This is a genomic window from Achromobacter sp. Marseille-Q4954, from assembly GCF_943737025.1.
Lineage (GTDB): Bacteria > Pseudomonadota > Gammaproteobacteria > Burkholderiales > Burkholderiaceae_B > Achromobacter > Achromobacter bronchisepticus_A.
This window is the reverse complement of record NZ_CALSFQ010000001.1, coordinates 1,071,135-1,087,729: the sequence shown is the minus strand read 5'-3', so window position 1 is coordinate 1,087,729 and position 16,595 is coordinate 1,071,135. Positions and strand designations below refer to the sequence as shown.

The window sequence follows — 16,595 nt, the reverse complement described above, 5'->3', positions numbered from 1 at the left end:
GTTTTTTTTATGGGCCTTGCGTTAGATCAAGCGCCCCGCGCAGTCTTGGTGAAAACCCTGGTGCTGTCCCTTATTCTGACGGAACACATACATAAACCGTCACATTCTGCCTTGATTGGTTTCATTGGCCGGGTGAAGAAGGATGAGAGGACTATGAAGAATTCCAGCTTGCGCAGGGAACTGCTGTGGTTTGTGTTCGCAGTCGGCGCCGCCGTGCTGGCTTTGGGCTCCTGGGACGCCTGGGAGCGGCGCGCCGAGATGGTGGCCGAGCGCAAGACCGAGCTGCGCCACGTCCTCGATCTGGCCTCCAGCATCGTGCGCAACGGCAAGCAAAGCGTAGGCGAGGGCATGCCCCTGGACGAGGCCAAGCGCAATGTGGCGCGCCGGCTGGCGCAGCTGCGCTATGGCGAGGACGGCTACGTGGGCGCCTTCGGCGACGGCTACGACCTGCTGGTGCACCCCGATCCCAAGCTGGTCGGCACCAACGTCCGGGCCGTCAAGGACAGCGCCGGGCAGCCGATCTTCGAAAACCTCTATGCCCAGGGCAAGGCCGGCGGCGGCTATACGCGCTACCAGTTCCCGCGGCCGGGAACGGATCAGGCGCTGCCCAAGATCAGCTACGCCGCCTATGACGCCGATTGGGGCTGGTTGTTGTTCACGGGCTTGTACGTGGATGACGTCGACCAGGCGTTCCACGCCACCTTGTGGCGCCAGGGCGGCGTGACGCTCGGCCTTCTGGTGCTGCTATTGGCGGCGGCGCTGCGCTTTTTCCGCAGGCACATCCTGGGTCCGCTGGACCAGGCGGTGGCGGTGTGCGAGCGCGTGGCCAACGGCGACCTGTCGGGCAGCGTGCCGCGCAATCAGCGCGGCGAGATCGGCCGCCTGTTCGACGCCTTGGCGCGGATGCAGCAACGCCTGGACGGGGCGGTGCGCAGCATCGTGCATTCCACGGCATCCATTGCCGCGGCCTCGCGGCAGATCGCGGCGGGCAGCATGGACCTGTCGGACCGCACCGAGAAGCAGGCCGCCGCGCTGGAGCAGACGGCCGCCAGCGTGGAGCAGATCACCGCGACCGCGCAGCAGAGCGCGCAACACGTGCGCGAGGTCAGCGCGCTGGCCGGCCAGGCAGCGCAACTGGCCCGGCAGGGCAGCGATGAAACGCAGCACGCCATCGACGCCATGCGCGAGATTTCGCATAGCTCGCAGCGCATCGACGAGATCATCCGGCTGATCGACGAGATCGCGTTCCAGACCAACATCCTGGCGCTGAACGCCGCAGTGGAAGCGGCGCGGGCCGGAGAGCAGGGCCGGGGCTTTGCCGTAGTGGCGGGCGAGGTGCGCGCGCTGGCTCAGCGCTCGGCCACCGCCGCCAAGGAGATCAAGACGCTGATCGAAGCGTCGGCGGATTCGGTGGCACGTGGCAGCCAGCGCGTCGAGCAGGCCAGCGCGACGATGGGCAACGTGCTGGAATCGGCCGCCACCAGTGCGCCGCTGATGGGGGAGATCGCCACGGCCTCGGCCGAGCAGAGCGTGGGCATCGAACAGATCAACCAGGCCGTGACGCATCTGGACGGCGTGACGCAGCAGAACGCCGCGCTGGTGGAAGAGTTCGCCGCGTCGGCTGGCGCCCTGCGCGATCAGGCGGGCGAGCTGGCGAACGCGGTGTCCGTCTTCAAGCTGTCTGCAGCCGGCTAGGCGAGCCCTGCACCACGCTCATGGCCCGCTGCAGGCGCTGCCCGAGTTCACGGCTGGCGCTGGTCATGGGCATGCGCAACTCGTCGGTGATCAGGCCCTGCATCGAGAGGGCGCGCTTGATCGGCGCGGGATTGGGTTCGGCAAACAGCAGGCGGATCAGGCCGCGCAGAGGCTCAAAGAGTTCGCGCGCGGCCTCCGCGTGACCGTCGCGGGCCAATTGCATGACCTCGACATAGCGCTCGGGATAGATATGCGCGGCGGCGGGGATGGCGCCGAGGCCGCCGGCCAGGAAGTGGTCCAGCAGGGCCAGGTCCTCGCCGCATAGCGGGGTCAGCGTGCCGCGCCGGTTCAACGCCGCCAGCACCGCGGGATTGCATTCCTTGACAGCGCTGAAGTTGGGCAGCGCGGCCAGCGCCTCCATGGTTTCGACCGTCATGGTCACGCCAGTGCGCTTGGGGATGTTGTACAGGATGATGGGCCGCTGCGTGGCCCAGGCGATCTGGCGGTAGTGCCACAGTATGCCGGCCTGCGACGGGCCCAGGTAGTAGGGCGGCGGCACCAGGTAGCCGGCCGGCTGGTACTTGTCCAGGCGCCGGATCGCCGTCGCGACGCCGCGCGTGTCCACGCCGCCGGCACCGAACACCAGCGGCAGCGCGTGCGGGTCGCTCGATACGGCTTCTATCATGTCGATCTTCTCCGGCACGCTCAGCAGATTGCCTTCGCCCGTGGAACCGAACAGCACCAGGCCCGCGATGCCGGCGTTGCGGTAGTAGCGGGCCAGCGCCTGTGCGGCGTCCAGGTCCACATAGCCGCCGCGCATCGGCGTGACCATGGGCAGCCAGATGCCTTCAAATGCGGTCTTGCGTGGCGCGTCCATGGCTTACTGCCCCATCATCGCGTACGCGGGAAGCACCGGGCCGAACTCGGCGCGGGGCAGGCCGGACATCACCGCGTGCATCAGCGCATCCAGTTGTTCGCGTTCGCATTGCAGTTGCAGCACGCTTTGCGCATGGGCATGGTCCACCGACAGCATGTAGACGCCGATGCGCTCGCCCAACGCGCGGTGCAGCGCCAGGCGCACGTTCAGCGCGTCCATCGTGTCTATCCTGATGGTCAGCGCGACCCGTTCGTTGCGGGCGTGCGTAGGCTGCGCGGGCAGGAAGTCGGGCATGGGGGCGTGGCAGGCTTGCAGTCGGGGGATCATGACGGGTAGCGGGGCCGGAGGCGCCGCTTGCGGCGTTCCGGGGATCCGGTTGGTTGATGACGGTTCCACTATAGGAAGCGCGCCGTAAATCCTGCCGATAAAAGCGGACGCGGCGCGTAAAAAACGCGTCAACGCCCGGGCGCTCTCAGAACGTCTTGGTCAGCGATAGCAGGCCCGTCGCGCGGCCCATGTCGCGGCCGCGCGTATTGGTGTAGACGGCGCGGTCGGCGTTGGTGTCCAGGTAGGCCAGCGACACCGACAGGCCTTGGCCGAAGTCCTTCGTCAGCCCCAGCTTCCAGTCCGTGTAGTTGCCGTTGTCGACGTTGCGCACCAGTTGCCGGCCCACGTGCGCGTTCACGGTCAGCCCCCAGACGCCGGTGTCGAAGTTGCCGGACAGGTCGAAGTATTGGCTGTGCTTGCTGTCGGCGAAGCCGAACAGGTTGGTCAGAGAAATGGAGTACTTGAACATCAGCGGCCCGTAGCCGATGCCGGCGTACAGCTCGGTGGTGTCCGGGCTGGTGTAGCCGGAGGGGTAGTCGCCAGGGTAGTAGTACTGCAGGACGCCCAGGTCGACGGGCACGTCCTGCGCGAGATTGCCCTTGTAGCCGCCGTAGAAGTCCATTTCGACGGGCGCGGACACCTCGCTATTGCTGTCGTTGAGCCAGCTGATGCTGGAGTTCCAGTTGCCCAGGTAAAAGCCGCTGGAGTGGGCCAGGTCGAATCCGCCCTGGATGGCTGGCTTGTTATTGCTTTGCATCAGGCCGCGGTAACGGTACTGGCTGGCCAGGGTGAGGTTGGCCGTCAGCGTGAAATCGGAAGCGGCGGGCGCTGCGTCGGCGGGCGCATCGGCGGCCAGCGCGTTGCCGGCTTGCGCGGCGGTCAGGGTCAGCAGCGCGAGCGCGGCCAAGGTGCGGCGGGGCATGAGGGGCTCCTAATGTTGGATCGGACCGCAACAATAGGAGGAACGGCATAAAGGCCGAGACAAGACTTGCGGGCTGCGCATAAACGCGGCGTCAATGCGCGCCCGCTACGCGCGCTTCAGCCGGCGAAGCGATAGCCCACGCCGATCTCGGTCAGCAGGTAGACGGGCTGGGCCGGGTCCGCTTCCAGCTTCTGGCGCAGGTGGCCCATGTAGATGCGCAGGTAGTGGTTGCTTTCCACGTGCGACGGTCCCCACACCTCGCGCAGCAGTTCGCGGTGCGTCATGACCTTGCCGCGATGCGCCAGCAGCGCCGCCAGCAGCCGGTATTCCATCGCGGTCAGGTGCACGTGTTGGCCGCCGCGTTCCACCACGCGCTTGGCGAAATCCACGCGCACGTCGCCGAAACTGATCTCGGAAGCATTGCCCGCGCCGCCCCTGGCGTGCCGCCGCAGCAGTACGCGCAGGCGCGCCAGCAATTCGCTGACGCCGAAAGGCTTGGTCAGGTAGTCGTCCGCGCCGGCGTCCAGCGCGGCGACTTTGTCGGCTTCGGCGCTGCGCGCGGACAGCACCAGCACCGGCACCTCGGTCCAGCCGCGCAGCTCGCGGATCAGGGTCATGCCGTCTTCGTCGGGCAGGCCCAGGTCCAGCACCACCGCGTCGGGCTGCCGGGTGCCGGCTTCGATCAGGCCGCGTTTGACGGTTTCGGCTTCGTGCACGACGCAGCCCTCGCTTTCCAGGGCCTGGCGCACGAAGCGCCGGATGTTGGCGTCGTCTTCAATGATCAGGACGGTAGGCTGGTAGTCGAACATGCGTTGCGGCGTTCAAGGGGTTTCGGATTGGATCGGGGGTGGCGCGCCCAGGGGCAGCGTGAAGACGAACTGGGCGCCGGATTCCTGGCCCGGCGCGTGTTCGACCCAGATTTTCCCATGGTGCGCGGCGATGATGGCCTCGCATACGGCCAGGCCCAGGCCGACGCCTGGCGTGGCGGACTCGCGGTCGCCGCGCGTGAATTTTTCGAAGATGCGGCGCTCCGCGCCCGGCGGCACGCCCGGGCCGTTGTCGCTGACTGCCACGCGCAGTTCGCCCTCGTGTACGTCCGCGTGCAGGCGCAGGGTGCTGCCGGCAGGCGTGTACTTGGCCGCGTTCTCCAGCAGATTGCACAGCACGCGCTCGATCAGCACGCCGTCGCATTCCACCAGCGGCAGCTGCGACAGGCTGTCCACGGTGACGCGGTGCGCGGCCAGCGGTTCGCGCATGGCGGCAAGCGAGGCGCCGACCAGCTCCTCGATGGATTGCCATTCCAGCCGCAGCGGCGTGTCGCGGTTCTGCAGCCGCGCCATGTCCAGCAGATTGACCACCAGCGCGTGCATGCGCTGGGCCTGGTCACGCATGGCGCGGACGGTGTCGTGGATGTCGGGCGGCAGCGTCGCCTGCTGGCGCATCAGCGTGTCCGTCATGCCGACCAGGCTGGTCAGCGGCGTGCGCAGATCGTGCGAGACGGCCGCCAGCAGCGAGTTGCGCAGCTTCTCGGATTCCATGCTGACCAGCGCCTGCTGCGCCACTTCCACGTAGTGCAGGCGTTCCAGCGCGATGGCGATCAGGGTGGCGTAGGCCTCGATCTGGCGGCGCGAGTCGGGATTCAGGAACAGGCTGCGGCGCGGGGCGGCCAGCGCCAGCACGCCGCGGGTGCGCATCGGCGCCTTCAGGGGCAGGTACAGCAGTTCGCTGTTGGACAGGGTGGAGGTGCCTGCGCCGGCGGGTTGTCCGTGGTCGTAGACCCATTGGGCCAGCGCGGATTCCAGCGGCGGCATGTCGTCCGCCGCGGGGGACGCCAGCTTCAGGCGGTCGTCCATGCCCAGGATGTACAGCGCGCAGCGCGAGCCGAAGGTGGCATGCACGAAGGCGCTGGCCAGGGTGACGATCTGCTCGGGCAGCAGCGCGGACGACAGTTCGCGCGCGAACTCGTAGAGGCTGCGGGCATCGGCCTCGCGCTTGACCGAGGCCTGCGCCTGCAAGCGCAGGCCGGCCGTCAGCTGGCCGATCAGCAGGCCCACCGACAGCAGCACGCCGAACGTCAGCAGGTACTGCACGTCCGATACGGCGAAGGACGCCAGCGGCTGCACGAAGAAGAAATCGAACAGCCCTACGCTGATGACCGAGGCCAGCGCCGCCGGTCCGCGCCCGTGACGCAGCGCCACGGCCACCACCGCCAGCAGGAACAGCATGACGATATTGGTCTGGTGCAGCGCCGGGAAGGCCAGCATGGACAGCGCGGTGGCGGCGGCGCAATAGCACAGCGCCCAGGCATAGCCCGCCAGCGGCCGGGCATTGCGCTCGTCGGCGGCCTGGCGCGTCCGCCGGCCCAGTGTGAGCGGGTCGCGTCCCGGCGCGGACGCGGCCGGCAGCGGCGGCGCGCCCAGGCGGATGATGTCGATTTCGGGGCAGCCCGCGGCCAGCATGTCGGCAAAGCTGTGGCGCCGCCATAGCCAGCCCGGCGAGATGGCCGCGGTCAACACGGCGGACAGCGACAGTCGCAGGCGCTGCAGGCCGCTGGCGCGGGTGCGGCCGATGATGGCCTTGGTGATGTTGTGGCGGCGCACGTAGCGCACCACGGCGTCGACCATGTCGCTGCCGGCCAGGGTTTCGCTGCGCGCGCCGAGTGAATCCGCCAGGGCCAGGCTGCGCTGGATGCGTTCCTGTTCGGCCTGGGGCGGCGGGGCCGCGCGCGGCGTGTCGATGGTGACCACGTGCAGATCGCATTCCAGCTGCTGGCTCAGGCGGTGCGCGCTGCGGATGACGTACTCGGCGTCCACGTCCGGACCGATGCAGGCGACCACCGCTTCGCGCGTACGCCACACGGGTTCGATGGCGCGGTCGCGGCGATAGGCCTGGACGTCGTCGTCGACGTGGTCGGCGGTGCGGCGCAGCGCCAGCTCGCGCAGCGCGATCAGGTTGCCCTTGCGAAAGAAATTGCGGCTGGCGTGGCGGGCCTGTTCCGGCAGATAGACCTTGCCTTCCTTCAGTCGGCGCAGCAGCTCGTCGGCCGACAGGTCCACCAGAATGACTTCATCGGCCGCGTCGAAGACCTCGTCGGGCACGGTCTCCCAGACGCGCACGCCGGTGATGCTGCCCACCGCTTCGTTCAGGCTGTCCAGATGCTGTACGTTCAGCGTGGTCCAGACGTCGATGCCGGCAGTCAGCAGTTCGTGGATGTCCTGCCAGCGCTTGGCATGGCGTGAACCTGGCGCGTTCGAGTGCGCCAGCTCGTCCACCAGTACCAGGTCGGGATGGCGGGCCAGCGTGCCGTCCAGGTCGAATTCCTTCAGCACGTGGCCGCGGTACGGCACGTCCTTGAGCGGCAGGACAGGCAGGCCTTCCAGCAGCGTGGCGGTTTCGCGCCGGCCGTGGGTCTCGACGATGCCGGCCAGCACGTCGGCGCCCTGGGCGGCCTGCGCGCGCGCCGCCACCAGCATGGCGTAGGTCTTGCCCACGCCGGCCGATGATCCGAAGTAGACGCGCAGCTTGCCGCGCACCGCCTGGCGCGCGGCGTCGTCCAGGGTCTTCAAGAGCGCGTCGGGGTCGGGACGCTCGCCAGCGATATCAGCCATGAACGCGCAGTAGGTGTGAGGGAACGGCTGGCAATACTATACGCCGCGGCATCAGCGCGCCGGACGCAATTGGTCCAGCGCCAGGTTCAGCGTCAGCACGTTGACCGCAGGGTCGCCCAGCACGCCCAGCCAGGGCTTTTCGGTATGGGCCTGGATCAGGGCATCGACCTGCGCTTGCGGCAGGCCGCGAGCGCGCGCCACGCGCGCTGCCTGGTAGGCCGCGGCGGCCGGGCTGATGTGCGGATCCAGGCCGCTGCCGGACGCGGTGACCAGGTCCACCGGCACCGGGACCGGGTTGTCCGGGTCGGCCGCCTTCAGGGCGGCGATGCGGGCCTGGATGGCATCGGCCAGCGCGGGATTGCGCGGTCCCAGGTTCGAGCCGCCGGAGCCGGCGCCGTTGTACGGCATGGGCGCGGTGGCCGACGGGCGGCCCCAGAAGTAGCCGGGCGAACTGAACGACTGGCCGATCAGCTCCGAGCCTACGACCTGGTCGCCTTGCTTGATCAGCGAGCCGGCTGCTTCGTGCGGAAAGACGGCTGCGGCGATGCCCGTGGTCAGGAAGGGATAGGCCAGGCCGGTCACCAGCGATAGCGCGGCGAAGACGACCAGCGCGGGGCGCAGGATGCCGCCTTGGCGCGGCAGGGTGGCGGAATTTTTCATGATGGGTTCCTTGCAGTTTGAGGCTCAGGCCCAGCCCAGGGCGGCCAGCACCATGTCGACCAGCTTGATGCCGGCAAACGGCACCAGCAGGCCGCCCAGGCCATAGATGAGCAGATTGCGGCGCAACAGCACGGCGGCGCCCAGCGCGCGATAGCGCACGCCCTTGAGCGCCAGCGGGATCAGCACCACGATGATCAGCGCGTTGAAGATCACGGCCGACAGAATGGCCGAGGCCGGCGTGGCCAGGCCCATGATGTTCAGCACGTTCAATTGCGGATAGACGGTGGCGAAGGCGGCCGGAATGATGGCGAAATACTTGGCGACGTCGTTGGCCACGCTGAAGGTCGTCAGCGCGCCGCGGGTCATCAGCATCTGCTTGCCGATCTCGACGATCTCGATGAGCTTGGTGGGGTTGGAATCCAGGTCCACCATGTTGCCCGCCTCCTTGGCGGCCTGGGTGCCCGAATTCATCGCCACCGCGACGTCGGCCTGCGCCAGCGCGGGCGCATCGTTGGTGCCGTCGCCCGTCATCGCCACCAGCCGGCCTTCCGCCTGGTAGGCGCGGATCAGCTTGAGCTTGGCTTCGGGCGTGGCTTCGGCCAGGAAGTCGTCCACGCCGGCCTCGGCGGCGATGGACGCGGCCGTGAGCTTGTTGTCGCCGGTGATCATTACGGTCTTGATGCCCATGCGGCGCAATTCCGCGAAGCGCGACTGAATGTCGGGCTTGACGATGTCCTTCAGCTCGACCACGCCCAGCGCGCGGTTGCCGTCGCTGACCATCAGCGGCGTGCTGCCGCGGCGCGCCACGTCTTCGGCCAGGCGCAGCGCCTGCTCCGGCACCGTCGAGTCCTGCTCGGCCAGCCACGCCTGCACGGCGTCGACCGCGCCCTTGCGGATCATGCGGCCGTTCAGGTTCACGCCGCTCATGCGCGACTGCGCGGTGAAGGGCACGAATTCGGCGTGCGGGGTGGGGGCGGCGGGCGCGTGGATGGACTTGTCGGCCAGCGCCACGATGCTGCGTCCTTCCGGCGTTTCATCGGCCAGCGAGGCCAGGCGCGCGGCCTCGGCCAGTTCGCGCGCGGACACGCCGGGGGCAGGCAGAAAGGTCGAGGCCTGGCGGTTGCCGAAAGTGATGGTGCCGGTCTTGTCCAGCAGCAGCACGTCCACGTCGCCGGCGGCTTCGACGGCGCGGCCGGACGTCGCGATGACGTTGGCGCCCATCATGCGGCTCATGCCGGCCACGCCGATGGCCGACAGCAGGCCGCCGATGGTGGTGGGGATCAGGCAGACCAGCAGCGCGACCAGCACCGTGACTGTCACGACCGAACCGCCGCCGGCGGCGCTGACCGCATAGATCGAGAACGGCATCAGGGTCACGACCACCAGCAGGAAGACCACGGTCAGGCCCACCAGCAGGATGGTAAGGGCCAGCTCGTTGGGCGTCTTCTGGCGCTTGGCGCCTTCGACCATGGTGATCATGCGGTCCAGGAAACTCTCGCCGGGATCGGCGGCGATGCGCACGAAGATCCAGTCCGACAGCACGCGGGTACCGCCGGTAACGGACGAGAAGTCGCCGCCGGATTCGCGGATCACGGGCGCGGATTCGCCGGTGATGGCGCTTTCGTCCACAGATGCCACGCCGGCGATGACCTGGCCGTCGCCAGGGATGATGTCCCCCGCTTCGACCAGCACCACGTCGCCCCGGCGCAGCAGGCCCGAGGGTTGGCTGACGGCCTGGCTGCGCCAGGCGCCGGGTTGCGCCGTGCTGGCGTCGGCATCGCGAAAGCCCTTCAGGAGCCGGGCGTCGATGGTGGTGCGCAGGCCGCGCAGGGTGGCCGCCTGCTGCTTGCCGCGGCCTTCGGCCAGGGCTTCGGCGAAGTTCGCGAACAGCACGGTGAACCACAGCCACACGGCGATCGCCAGGATGAAGCCGGCGGGCGCTTCGGCCTGGCCGCGCAGGGCCATGACCCACAGCACCGTGGTCAGGATGCTGCCGACGTAGACGACGAACATCACGGGGTTCTTCAGCTGCGCGGCAGGCGAGAGCTTGCGCAGGCTGTCCAGCACCGCAGGGCCGACCAGGGCGCGCGACCACATGCCGAACTGGCGTTCATGCGCGGCGTGCGATGCGGCGCGGGCGGCACCGCCTCCGGCGCCGGTAGTAGAGGTTTCAATCTTGGCCATTTTCATTCCTAGCCTTTCACTTGCAGATGTTCTGCGACAGGACCCAATGCCAGCGCGGGCACATACGTCAAAGCGCCCACCAGCAGTACCGCGCCGATCAGCAGCACCACGAACAGCGGGCCGGTGGTGGGCATGCTGCCGGGGCCGGCGGGCAGGCGGCGCTTGGCGGCCAGCGAGCCGGCCATCGCCAGGATGGCGACGATGATGGCGAAGCGGCCAAACCACATGGCGATGCCCAGCAGCACGTTGTAGAAGGGCGTGTTGGCGGACAGCCCGGCGAAGGCGCTGCCGTTGTTGTTGGCGGCCGACGTCAGGCCATAGAGGATTTCGGAGAAACCGTGGATGCCTGGATTGAGCACACCAGCCTGGCCGGCCGGCACCGAGACCGCCAGCGCCGTGCCGACCAGCACCAGCAGCGGGGTCGCCAGGATGACGATGGAGACCATCTTCATGTCATAGGCTTCGATCTTCTTGCCCAGGTATTCCGGGGTGCGGCCTATCATCAGCCCGGCGATGAAGACGCCCAGGATGGCGAAGGCCAGCATGCCGTACAGGCCCGAACCCACGCCGCCGAAGACCACCTCGCCCAATTGCATCAACAGCATCGGCGTCAGGCCGCCCATGGCGTTGAGCGAATCGTGCATGCCGTTGACCGCGCCGCAGGACGCTGCCGTGGTGACGGTGGCGAACAGCGAGGTGGCGGCGATGCCGAAGCGGGTTTCCTTGCCTTCCATGTTGCCGCCCGGCGAGAACGCGCTGAGCGCGCTGTCGGCGCCGGCCTGGGCCGCCATGGGATTGGGCTGCTGTTCGAAGTAGGCGGCGGACAGGGCGAACACCGCGAACAGCACGGTCATGGCCGCCAGGATTGCGATGCCCTGGCGCCGGCTGCCCACCATCTCGCCGAACGAAAAGCACAGCGCGGCGGGAATCGCCAGGATGGCCAGCATCTCCAGGAAGTTGGCCAGCGGCGTGGGGTTCTCAAACGGATGCGCGGAGTTGGCGTTGAAGAAGCCGCCGCCGTTGGTGCCCAGCAGCTTGATCGATTCCTGCGAAGCGACCGGACCCATCGCCAGGGTCTGGGTCTTGCTGACGGCGGGATCGGTCACTGCCTGTCCCTGGGCGTCCAGCACGGGCTGGCCCTGCGCGTCTACGCGAGGCTGGTCGTAGTGCACGGCTTCGACCGTCTGGACTTCCTGGTAGGGGCTGAAATTCTGGATCACGCCCTGGCTGACGAGCGCCAGCGCCAGGACCAGGGACAGCGGCAGCAGCACGTACAGCGTGCTGCGCACCATGTCGGTCCAGAAGTTGCCCACGGTGGCCGAGCAATGGCGCGACAGGCCGCGGATCAGCGCGAACAGCACGGCGATGCCGGTGGCGGCCGAGACGAAGTTCTGCACCGTCAGCGCCAGCATCTGCGTCAGGTAGCTCATCGTCGATTCGCCGCCATAGCCTTGCCAGTTGGTATTGGCCACGAAGCTGATGGCGGTGTTCAGGGCCGAGTCCGGCGACACCGCACCCATGCCGGCAGGATTGAGCGGCAGCACGCCCTGCAGGCGCTGCAGGGCGTAGACGGCCGCGATGCCGATGATGTTGAAGGTCAGCACCGCCACGGCGTAGCGCTTCCAGCCCATCTCGGCCTGCGGGTCTATGCCCGCCAGCCGGTAGATGCCGCGCTCGATGGGGCGGCCCCAGGCGGTCAGCCGGGACTGCCCGTTTTCCATGGCGATACGGATGTAGCGCCCGAGCAGGGGCGCGATCGCGAGCAGGACTGCCAGGTATACGACCAGCAATCCGACGAATTCGGCAGTCATCAGAATTTCTCCGGTTTGAACAGCGCGACCAGCAGGTACACGAACAACAGGGCGGCCGTCAGGCCGCTCAGCCAATAGAGCCAGTTCATGGCTGCTCTCCCGCAGACAAGGTTTCGCAGAACCGCAGCAGGGCGAAGGTCAGCCCGGCCATGACGGCAAAGATGGCGATATACAAGGCATCCACGTTTTTCCTCCCGGGAGCGGCGCTCCCTTCGAACGACGGGCCTGCACGGCAAATAGGGATGCGCGCCGGGCAGGCGTAGTGACCAATCAGGACACCGGCAGGTTACGGAGCGGGGGGTAAAAACGGGGTATACGTTTGGGAGGGGGGTGTAAATGAAACGTAAATGGGGCCAGGTTCTCGCAGCCGCCCAAAGGCGGGCATGGCGCGCGCACGGTCGCGGGCCCAAGCCGGAGCTGCCAAGCGGCGGGAAGCGGGGGCCAGGCAGGCGGGGTCAGGAATGGCCGCAAGACGGCCGAAAAATCCCAATATTTAGAACCCGAAACCTATATTGCACCAATATGGTGCGGGAAATATGTAAATGAATGCTCCTTCTTAGGGCATTCCCCTAGTGTGACAATCCCGCATCTGGTGCAGAATCTCTTCCCATGCAGGTGAGGAGACAAAGCCCTGCATGGGCAAATACCGGCGGCACCGGTACATAAAAAAAGTAAAGCAGTACCCAAAAAAAGCAAAACGCACAACGGCTGGCACCAGGTAGTGCCAGCCGTTGTCGCATAAAAAGCCGGCATTTCAAGCGCAAAGGCTTTTCAAGCGCCGCGTTTCGCGATAATCAGACAGGGTTCGCTCATCCCAGCTATGTCGGAATCGCGCCTTTCATCCTCGACACCCGCCACGACTCCCTATTGGCGCCGCAACTTGTGGCTGATCCTGGTGTTGCTCGTCGTATGGGCCGCACTGACCTTCATTCCCGCTTTTTTTGCCCGCAGCCTGAATTTCGATTTCATCGGCTGGCCGTTCGCGTTCTGGATGGCCGCTTATGGCGCGCCGCTGGCCTACCTGGTCATCATCGGCATCTACGCCCGGATCATGAATCGCGCCGATGAGCGCTCCGAAGACGTGGGAGGGCACCGCTGATGCCGTTTTTCAGCGGAGACACGCCCCAGCAATTCAGAGTCCGGTTGCGCCGCATCTACGTGCTGTACACGGCGGGATTCGCGTTGATGATCCTGTTGATGGCGCTGGCCGAGATCCTGGGCATGCCGCGCAACTGGATCGGCTATGTGTTCCTGCTGGTCACGGTCAGCCTGTACGCCGGCATCGGCATCGTCTGCCGGACCTCGGATCAGGTGGAGTACTACGTGGCGGGCCGGCGGGTGCCCGCGATCTACAACGGCATGGCCACGGCCGCCGACTGGATGTCGGTGGCCTCCTTCATCGGCGTGGCCGGCACGCTCTACCTGACGGGCTATGGCGGGCTGGCCTACATCATGGGCTGGACCGGCGGCTATGTGCTGGTGGCGATGCTGCTGGCGCCTTATCTGCGCCGCTTCGGCCAATACACCATTCCCGACTTCATGGGCGCGCGCTATGGCGGCAATATGCCGCGCCTGGCGGGCGTGGCCTGCGCCATACTCTGTTCCTTCACCTACCTGGTGGCGCAGATCTACGGCGTGGGCATCATCACCACGCGCATGACCGGCATCTCCTTCGAGCTCGGCATCTTCGTGGCGCTGGGCGGCATGCTGGTCTGTTCGTTCCTGGGCGGCATGCGCGCAGTCACCTGGACGCAGGTGGGGCAGTACATCATCCTGGTCATCGCCTATCTGGTGCCTGTGGTCTGGCTGTCCATCAAGCACACCAACATGCCCGTGCCGCAGCTGTCGGCCGGCGTGGTGCTGCAGCAGGTGACCGAAAAAGAGGTCTACCTGCAGAACGACCCGTCCGAAATCGAGGTGCGCAGGCTGTGGCAGGAGCGCGCCGACGAGATGGGTCGCCGGATGGCGGCATTGCCCGAATCCTGGACACTGGAAAAGGACAAGCTGCGCAGCCGGCTGGCGCAGTTGACTGCGAACGATGCGCCCATGGTCGAGATCCGCTCGGCAGAGCGCGAGCTGGCGGGCTATCCCGCCGGCGTGGAAGAGGCGCGTATCGCCTGGGCGCAGGCCAAGGCCGCGTTCGAGGCGCGAGCGGCGCCGGCCACGCCGCATGCGGAACCGTTTCCGTCCAAGGATCCAGAAGAGCAGCGCAACATGCGCGTCAATTTCCTGGCGCTGGTGCTTTGCCTGATGCTGGGCACTGCGGGCATGCCGCACATCCTGATGCGTTCATACACGACGCCCTCGGTCATCGAGGCGCGCAAATCGGTGTGCTGGTCGCTGCTGTTCATCCTGCTGCTGTATTTCATGGCGCCGGCGCTGGCGCTGCTGGTGAAGTACGAGGTCTATACCCAGGTGGTGGGGTCCAGCTTTCTTAGCCTGCCCAACTGGGTGCATGCCTGGAGCGCCGTCGACAGCAATCTGCTGGACGTGACCGACGTCAACCGCGACGGCATCGTGCAGTTGAGCGAGATCAGCATGGGCGCCGACGTGGTGGTGCTGGCCATGCCGGAAATCGGCGGACTGCCCTACGTGATATCGGCCCTGGTGGCGGCGGGCGGGCTGGCCGCGGCGCTGTCCACCGCCGACGGCCTGTTGCTGACCCTGTCCAACTCCCTGTCGCACGACATGTGGTATCGCATGGTGTCGCCGCGCATGTCGGCGGCGCGCCGCGTGATGGTGTCCAAGATTCTGCTGCTGCTGGTGGCCTTCGGCGCCGCCTGGGTGGCGGCGCGCAAGCCCGCGGACATTCTCTTCATGGTGTCGGCCGCGTTTTCCTTTGCGGCGTCATCCTTTTTCCCGGCGTTGGTCATGGGCGTGTTCTGGCGCCGCGCCAACAAATGGGGCGCGACGCTGGGCATGGCGGCCGGGCTGGCGGCGACGTTCGCCTACATGACGCACACGCATCCCTGGTTGCGCGAATGGGTGCTGGGCATTTCACGCACCCAGCCCGTGGACCTGTGGTGGGGCATCCAGCCGATCGCGGCGGGCGTGTTCGGCGCGCCGGTGGCTTTCCTGACGATCATCGTGGTGTCGCTGCTGACGCCGCCGCCGGACCGCGCCACGCTGGCGCTGGTGGACTACCTGCGCCATCCGGGCGCGCCCAAGCCGCAGGGCGAACGCGGCTAAGGCGTTCCGCAGGCGTTGGCGTTCCGGTTTTCCGGATCGATGCAGGAAGCCCATGCCGCCGCGGGCATGGCTTGCAGCAAGGTATAGGTCTGGCCGGGCGCCCATAGCCATTGCACGCCGCCCGGCGTCTTGCCGGCCGCCTCCCAGATTCGCTTGCGTTGCGCGGCGGTCATGATGAATCGCCGCTGGTCGCCGCTGTTGCCTTGCGCCAATATCTGCGAGGGATCCCGCTTGGCGGCATAGATGCTGGCAACCCCCTCGGCCGTCTTCTTGGGCTGCACGATGGCCCAGTCGTAGTTGTACGAGTCCAGCTCGGGCGCTTCCCAGGCGGGGCCGGGCAGCACCAGGGAGGCGTAGGGATCCGCGCTTGCGCGGTAGGGCAGTCCCAGAACGGCAGGTCCGTCCGCCCACGCCGTCCGCTGGCGCAAGTAGCGCTGCGCCCTGCGGCCCTGAGCGTCATGCGTCACGACTTCGAACGCATCTTCGGATTTGTCTTGATAGGAAATCGTGCGCAACAGCCGGCCCGCGGCGTCATGCACGTAGCGGGTCATGGGCCGGGAAGGCGCCGCGCAATCGTTGGCGCCCAGCTCGGCCAGCCAACCGTGGGTGTCGTAGCGCAGGCAATAGCGCGCCGGCCGGTTGCGGCGGCCGTCCCAGGCGCGCGAACGTTCCTCGTAGCCAGTCAACCGACCGGCGGCGTCATAGTAGAAGCGCGTTTCGGCGTCTGGCGGGGGCAGCGCGGCCTTGCCCGACGCGCGGGCTTCGTGCACGGCGCCGGCGCTGTAACGGGCGATGCCGCACAAATGTTGGCGGCCGTCGGGGGCGCTTTCCCAGCGCAGCATGGTGACGCCGATGCGGGCGTCCGGCGCGGCGGCGTAGACGGACCAGTCCACCCGTTCTGCCCATATGGTGGCCAAGGCGCGCTCGCCGGCGTCGATGGCGACGCCAGGCAACCATGAGCGGATGCGCGAGCCGTCCAGCGCCAGCAAGGTATTGGTGTCGTCCAGGGAAATGTCCATTACCCCGGTGTGGCGCTGCGCGGACGCGGCCAGCGGTTCGCACAGCGCACTGGCCAGCCCCGGCGCAAGGGAAAGCGCGGTCAGCGCAAGCAGACGCCGTGCGGAATCAGAGTGCCGCATTGTGCAGGTAGGCGATCAGCCCCCAGAGTTCGCTGCTGATCCCGCCCAGGCGCAAGGCGTCATCGCGCGTGTCCATCAGCAGGAAGGGGTAGGCGTTGCGTTCCAGCTTGCCTGGAGGCGGCAGTCTGTAGGGCGTGAAGTGTTCGCCCGACAGCAGGTAGGTATTGGTCATGTCGCCGACAT

General features: G+C 67.3%; 14 protein-coding genes. 3 read left to right on the top strand and 11 right to left on the bottom strand.

The annotated features are described in order from the left end of the window. The first annotated feature begins 153 nt into the window (after window positions 1-153). On the top strand, window positions 154-1,695 hold the full coding sequence (locus NGK62_RS05005; RefSeq protein ID WP_118932859.1) for a methyl-accepting chemotaxis protein: 1,542 nt from the start codon (window positions 154-156) through the stop codon (window positions 1,693-1,695). On the opposite strand, the gene NGK62_RS05000 is transcribed toward NGK62_RS05005, so the two are convergent. The 9 genes from NGK62_RS05000 to kdpF all read right to left on the bottom strand — a co-directional run bounded on the left by NGK62_RS05000 (window position 1,673) and on the right by kdpF (window position 12,173). Then, on the bottom strand, window positions 1,673-2,572 hold the full coding sequence (locus tag NGK62_RS05000; RefSeq protein ID WP_059373791.1) for a 4-hydroxy-tetrahydrodipicolinate synthase family protein: 900 nt from the start codon (window positions 2,570-2,572) through the stop codon (window positions 1,673-1,675). The two genes, NGK62_RS05005 and NGK62_RS05000, sit on opposite strands and share 23 nt — an antisense overlap. A gap of 3 nt (window positions 2,573-2,575) precedes the next feature. Then, a complete protein-coding gene (locus tag NGK62_RS04995; RefSeq protein ID WP_251877679.1) occupies window positions 2,576-2,899 on the bottom strand; it encodes a hypothetical protein in 324 nt (107 codons plus the stop codon). Window positions 2,900-3,044: 145 nt separating this feature from the next. After that, window positions 3,045-3,821: a TorF family putative porin gene (locus tag NGK62_RS04990; protein WP_118932858.1), complete on the bottom strand. Its 777-nt coding sequence runs from the start codon at window positions 3,819-3,821 to the stop codon at window positions 3,045-3,047. Window positions 3,822-3,937: 116 nt separating this feature from the next. After that, window positions 3,938-4,630: a two-component system response regulator KdpE gene (gene kdpE / locus NGK62_RS04985; protein WP_059373794.1), complete on the bottom strand. Its 693-nt coding sequence runs from the start codon at window positions 4,628-4,630 to the stop codon at window positions 3,938-3,940. Window positions 4,631-4,642: 12 nt separating this feature from the next. Beyond that, complete coding sequence (locus NGK62_RS04980; RefSeq protein ID WP_251877677.1) at window positions 4,643-7,429, bottom strand: DUF4118 domain-containing protein; 2,787 nt, start codon at window positions 7,427-7,429, stop codon at window positions 4,643-4,645. Window positions 7,430-7,480: 51 nt separating this feature from the next. Next, window positions 7,481-8,089: a potassium-transporting ATPase subunit KdpC gene (gene kdpC, locus NGK62_RS04975; protein WP_059373796.1), complete on the bottom strand. Its 609-nt coding sequence runs from the start codon at window positions 8,087-8,089 to the stop codon at window positions 7,481-7,483. 24 nt (window positions 8,090-8,113) lie between these two features. Beyond that, window positions 8,114-10,273: a potassium-transporting ATPase subunit KdpB gene (gene kdpB, locus NGK62_RS04970; protein WP_059373797.1), complete on the bottom strand. Its 2,160-nt coding sequence runs from the start codon at window positions 10,271-10,273 to the stop codon at window positions 8,114-8,116. An 8-nt stretch (window positions 10,274-10,281) separates the two neighbouring features. Continuing rightward, window positions 10,282-12,084 carry a potassium-transporting ATPase subunit KdpA gene (kdpA, locus tag NGK62_RS04965; RefSeq protein WP_118931694.1) on the bottom strand — a complete coding sequence of 601 codons (1,803 nt, stop codon included), beginning with the start codon at window positions 12,082-12,084 and terminating at the stop codon, window positions 10,282-10,284. Then, window positions 12,084-12,173, bottom strand: a complete 90-nt coding sequence (gene kdpF / locus NGK62_RS04960; protein ID WP_013391886.1) for a K(+)-transporting ATPase subunit F — start codon at window positions 12,171-12,173, stop codon at window positions 12,084-12,086. The genes kdpA and kdpF overlap by 1 nt, the downstream gene beginning before the upstream one ends. A gap of 731 nt (window positions 12,174-12,904) precedes the next feature. Here kdpF and NGK62_RS04955 point away from each other — a divergent pair. Together NGK62_RS04955 and NGK62_RS04950 are read left to right on the top strand one after the other, a co-directional pair. Next, window positions 12,905-13,183 carry a DUF4212 domain-containing protein gene (locus tag NGK62_RS04955; protein WP_059373799.1) on the top strand — a complete coding sequence of 93 codons (279 nt, stop codon included), beginning with the start codon at window positions 12,905-12,907 and terminating at the stop codon, window positions 13,181-13,183. After that, window positions 13,183-15,273 carry a sodium:solute symporter family protein gene (locus tag NGK62_RS04950; protein WP_059373800.1) on the top strand — a complete coding sequence of 697 codons (2,091 nt, stop codon included), beginning with the start codon at window positions 13,183-13,185 and terminating at the stop codon, window positions 15,271-15,273. Before NGK62_RS04955 ends, NGK62_RS04950 begins: the two co-directional genes overlap by 1 nt. Here NGK62_RS04950 and NGK62_RS04945 read toward each other — a convergent pair. Both NGK62_RS04945 and NGK62_RS04940 read right to left on the bottom strand, forming a co-directional pair. Then, the gene (locus NGK62_RS04945) at window positions 15,270-16,412 is read right to left on the bottom strand and encodes a hypothetical protein (protein ID WP_251877674.1); all 1,143 of its coding nucleotides are present in this window, start codon (window positions 16,410-16,412) and stop codon (window positions 15,270-15,272) included. The genes NGK62_RS04950 and NGK62_RS04945 overlap by 4 nt on opposite strands. Further along, a complete protein-coding gene (locus NGK62_RS04940; protein ID WP_251877672.1) occupies window positions 16,399-16,584 on the bottom strand; it encodes a hypothetical protein in 186 nt (61 codons plus the stop codon). Before NGK62_RS04940 ends, NGK62_RS04945 begins: the two co-directional genes overlap by 14 nt. Window positions 16,585-16,595: the final 11 nt, after the last annotated feature.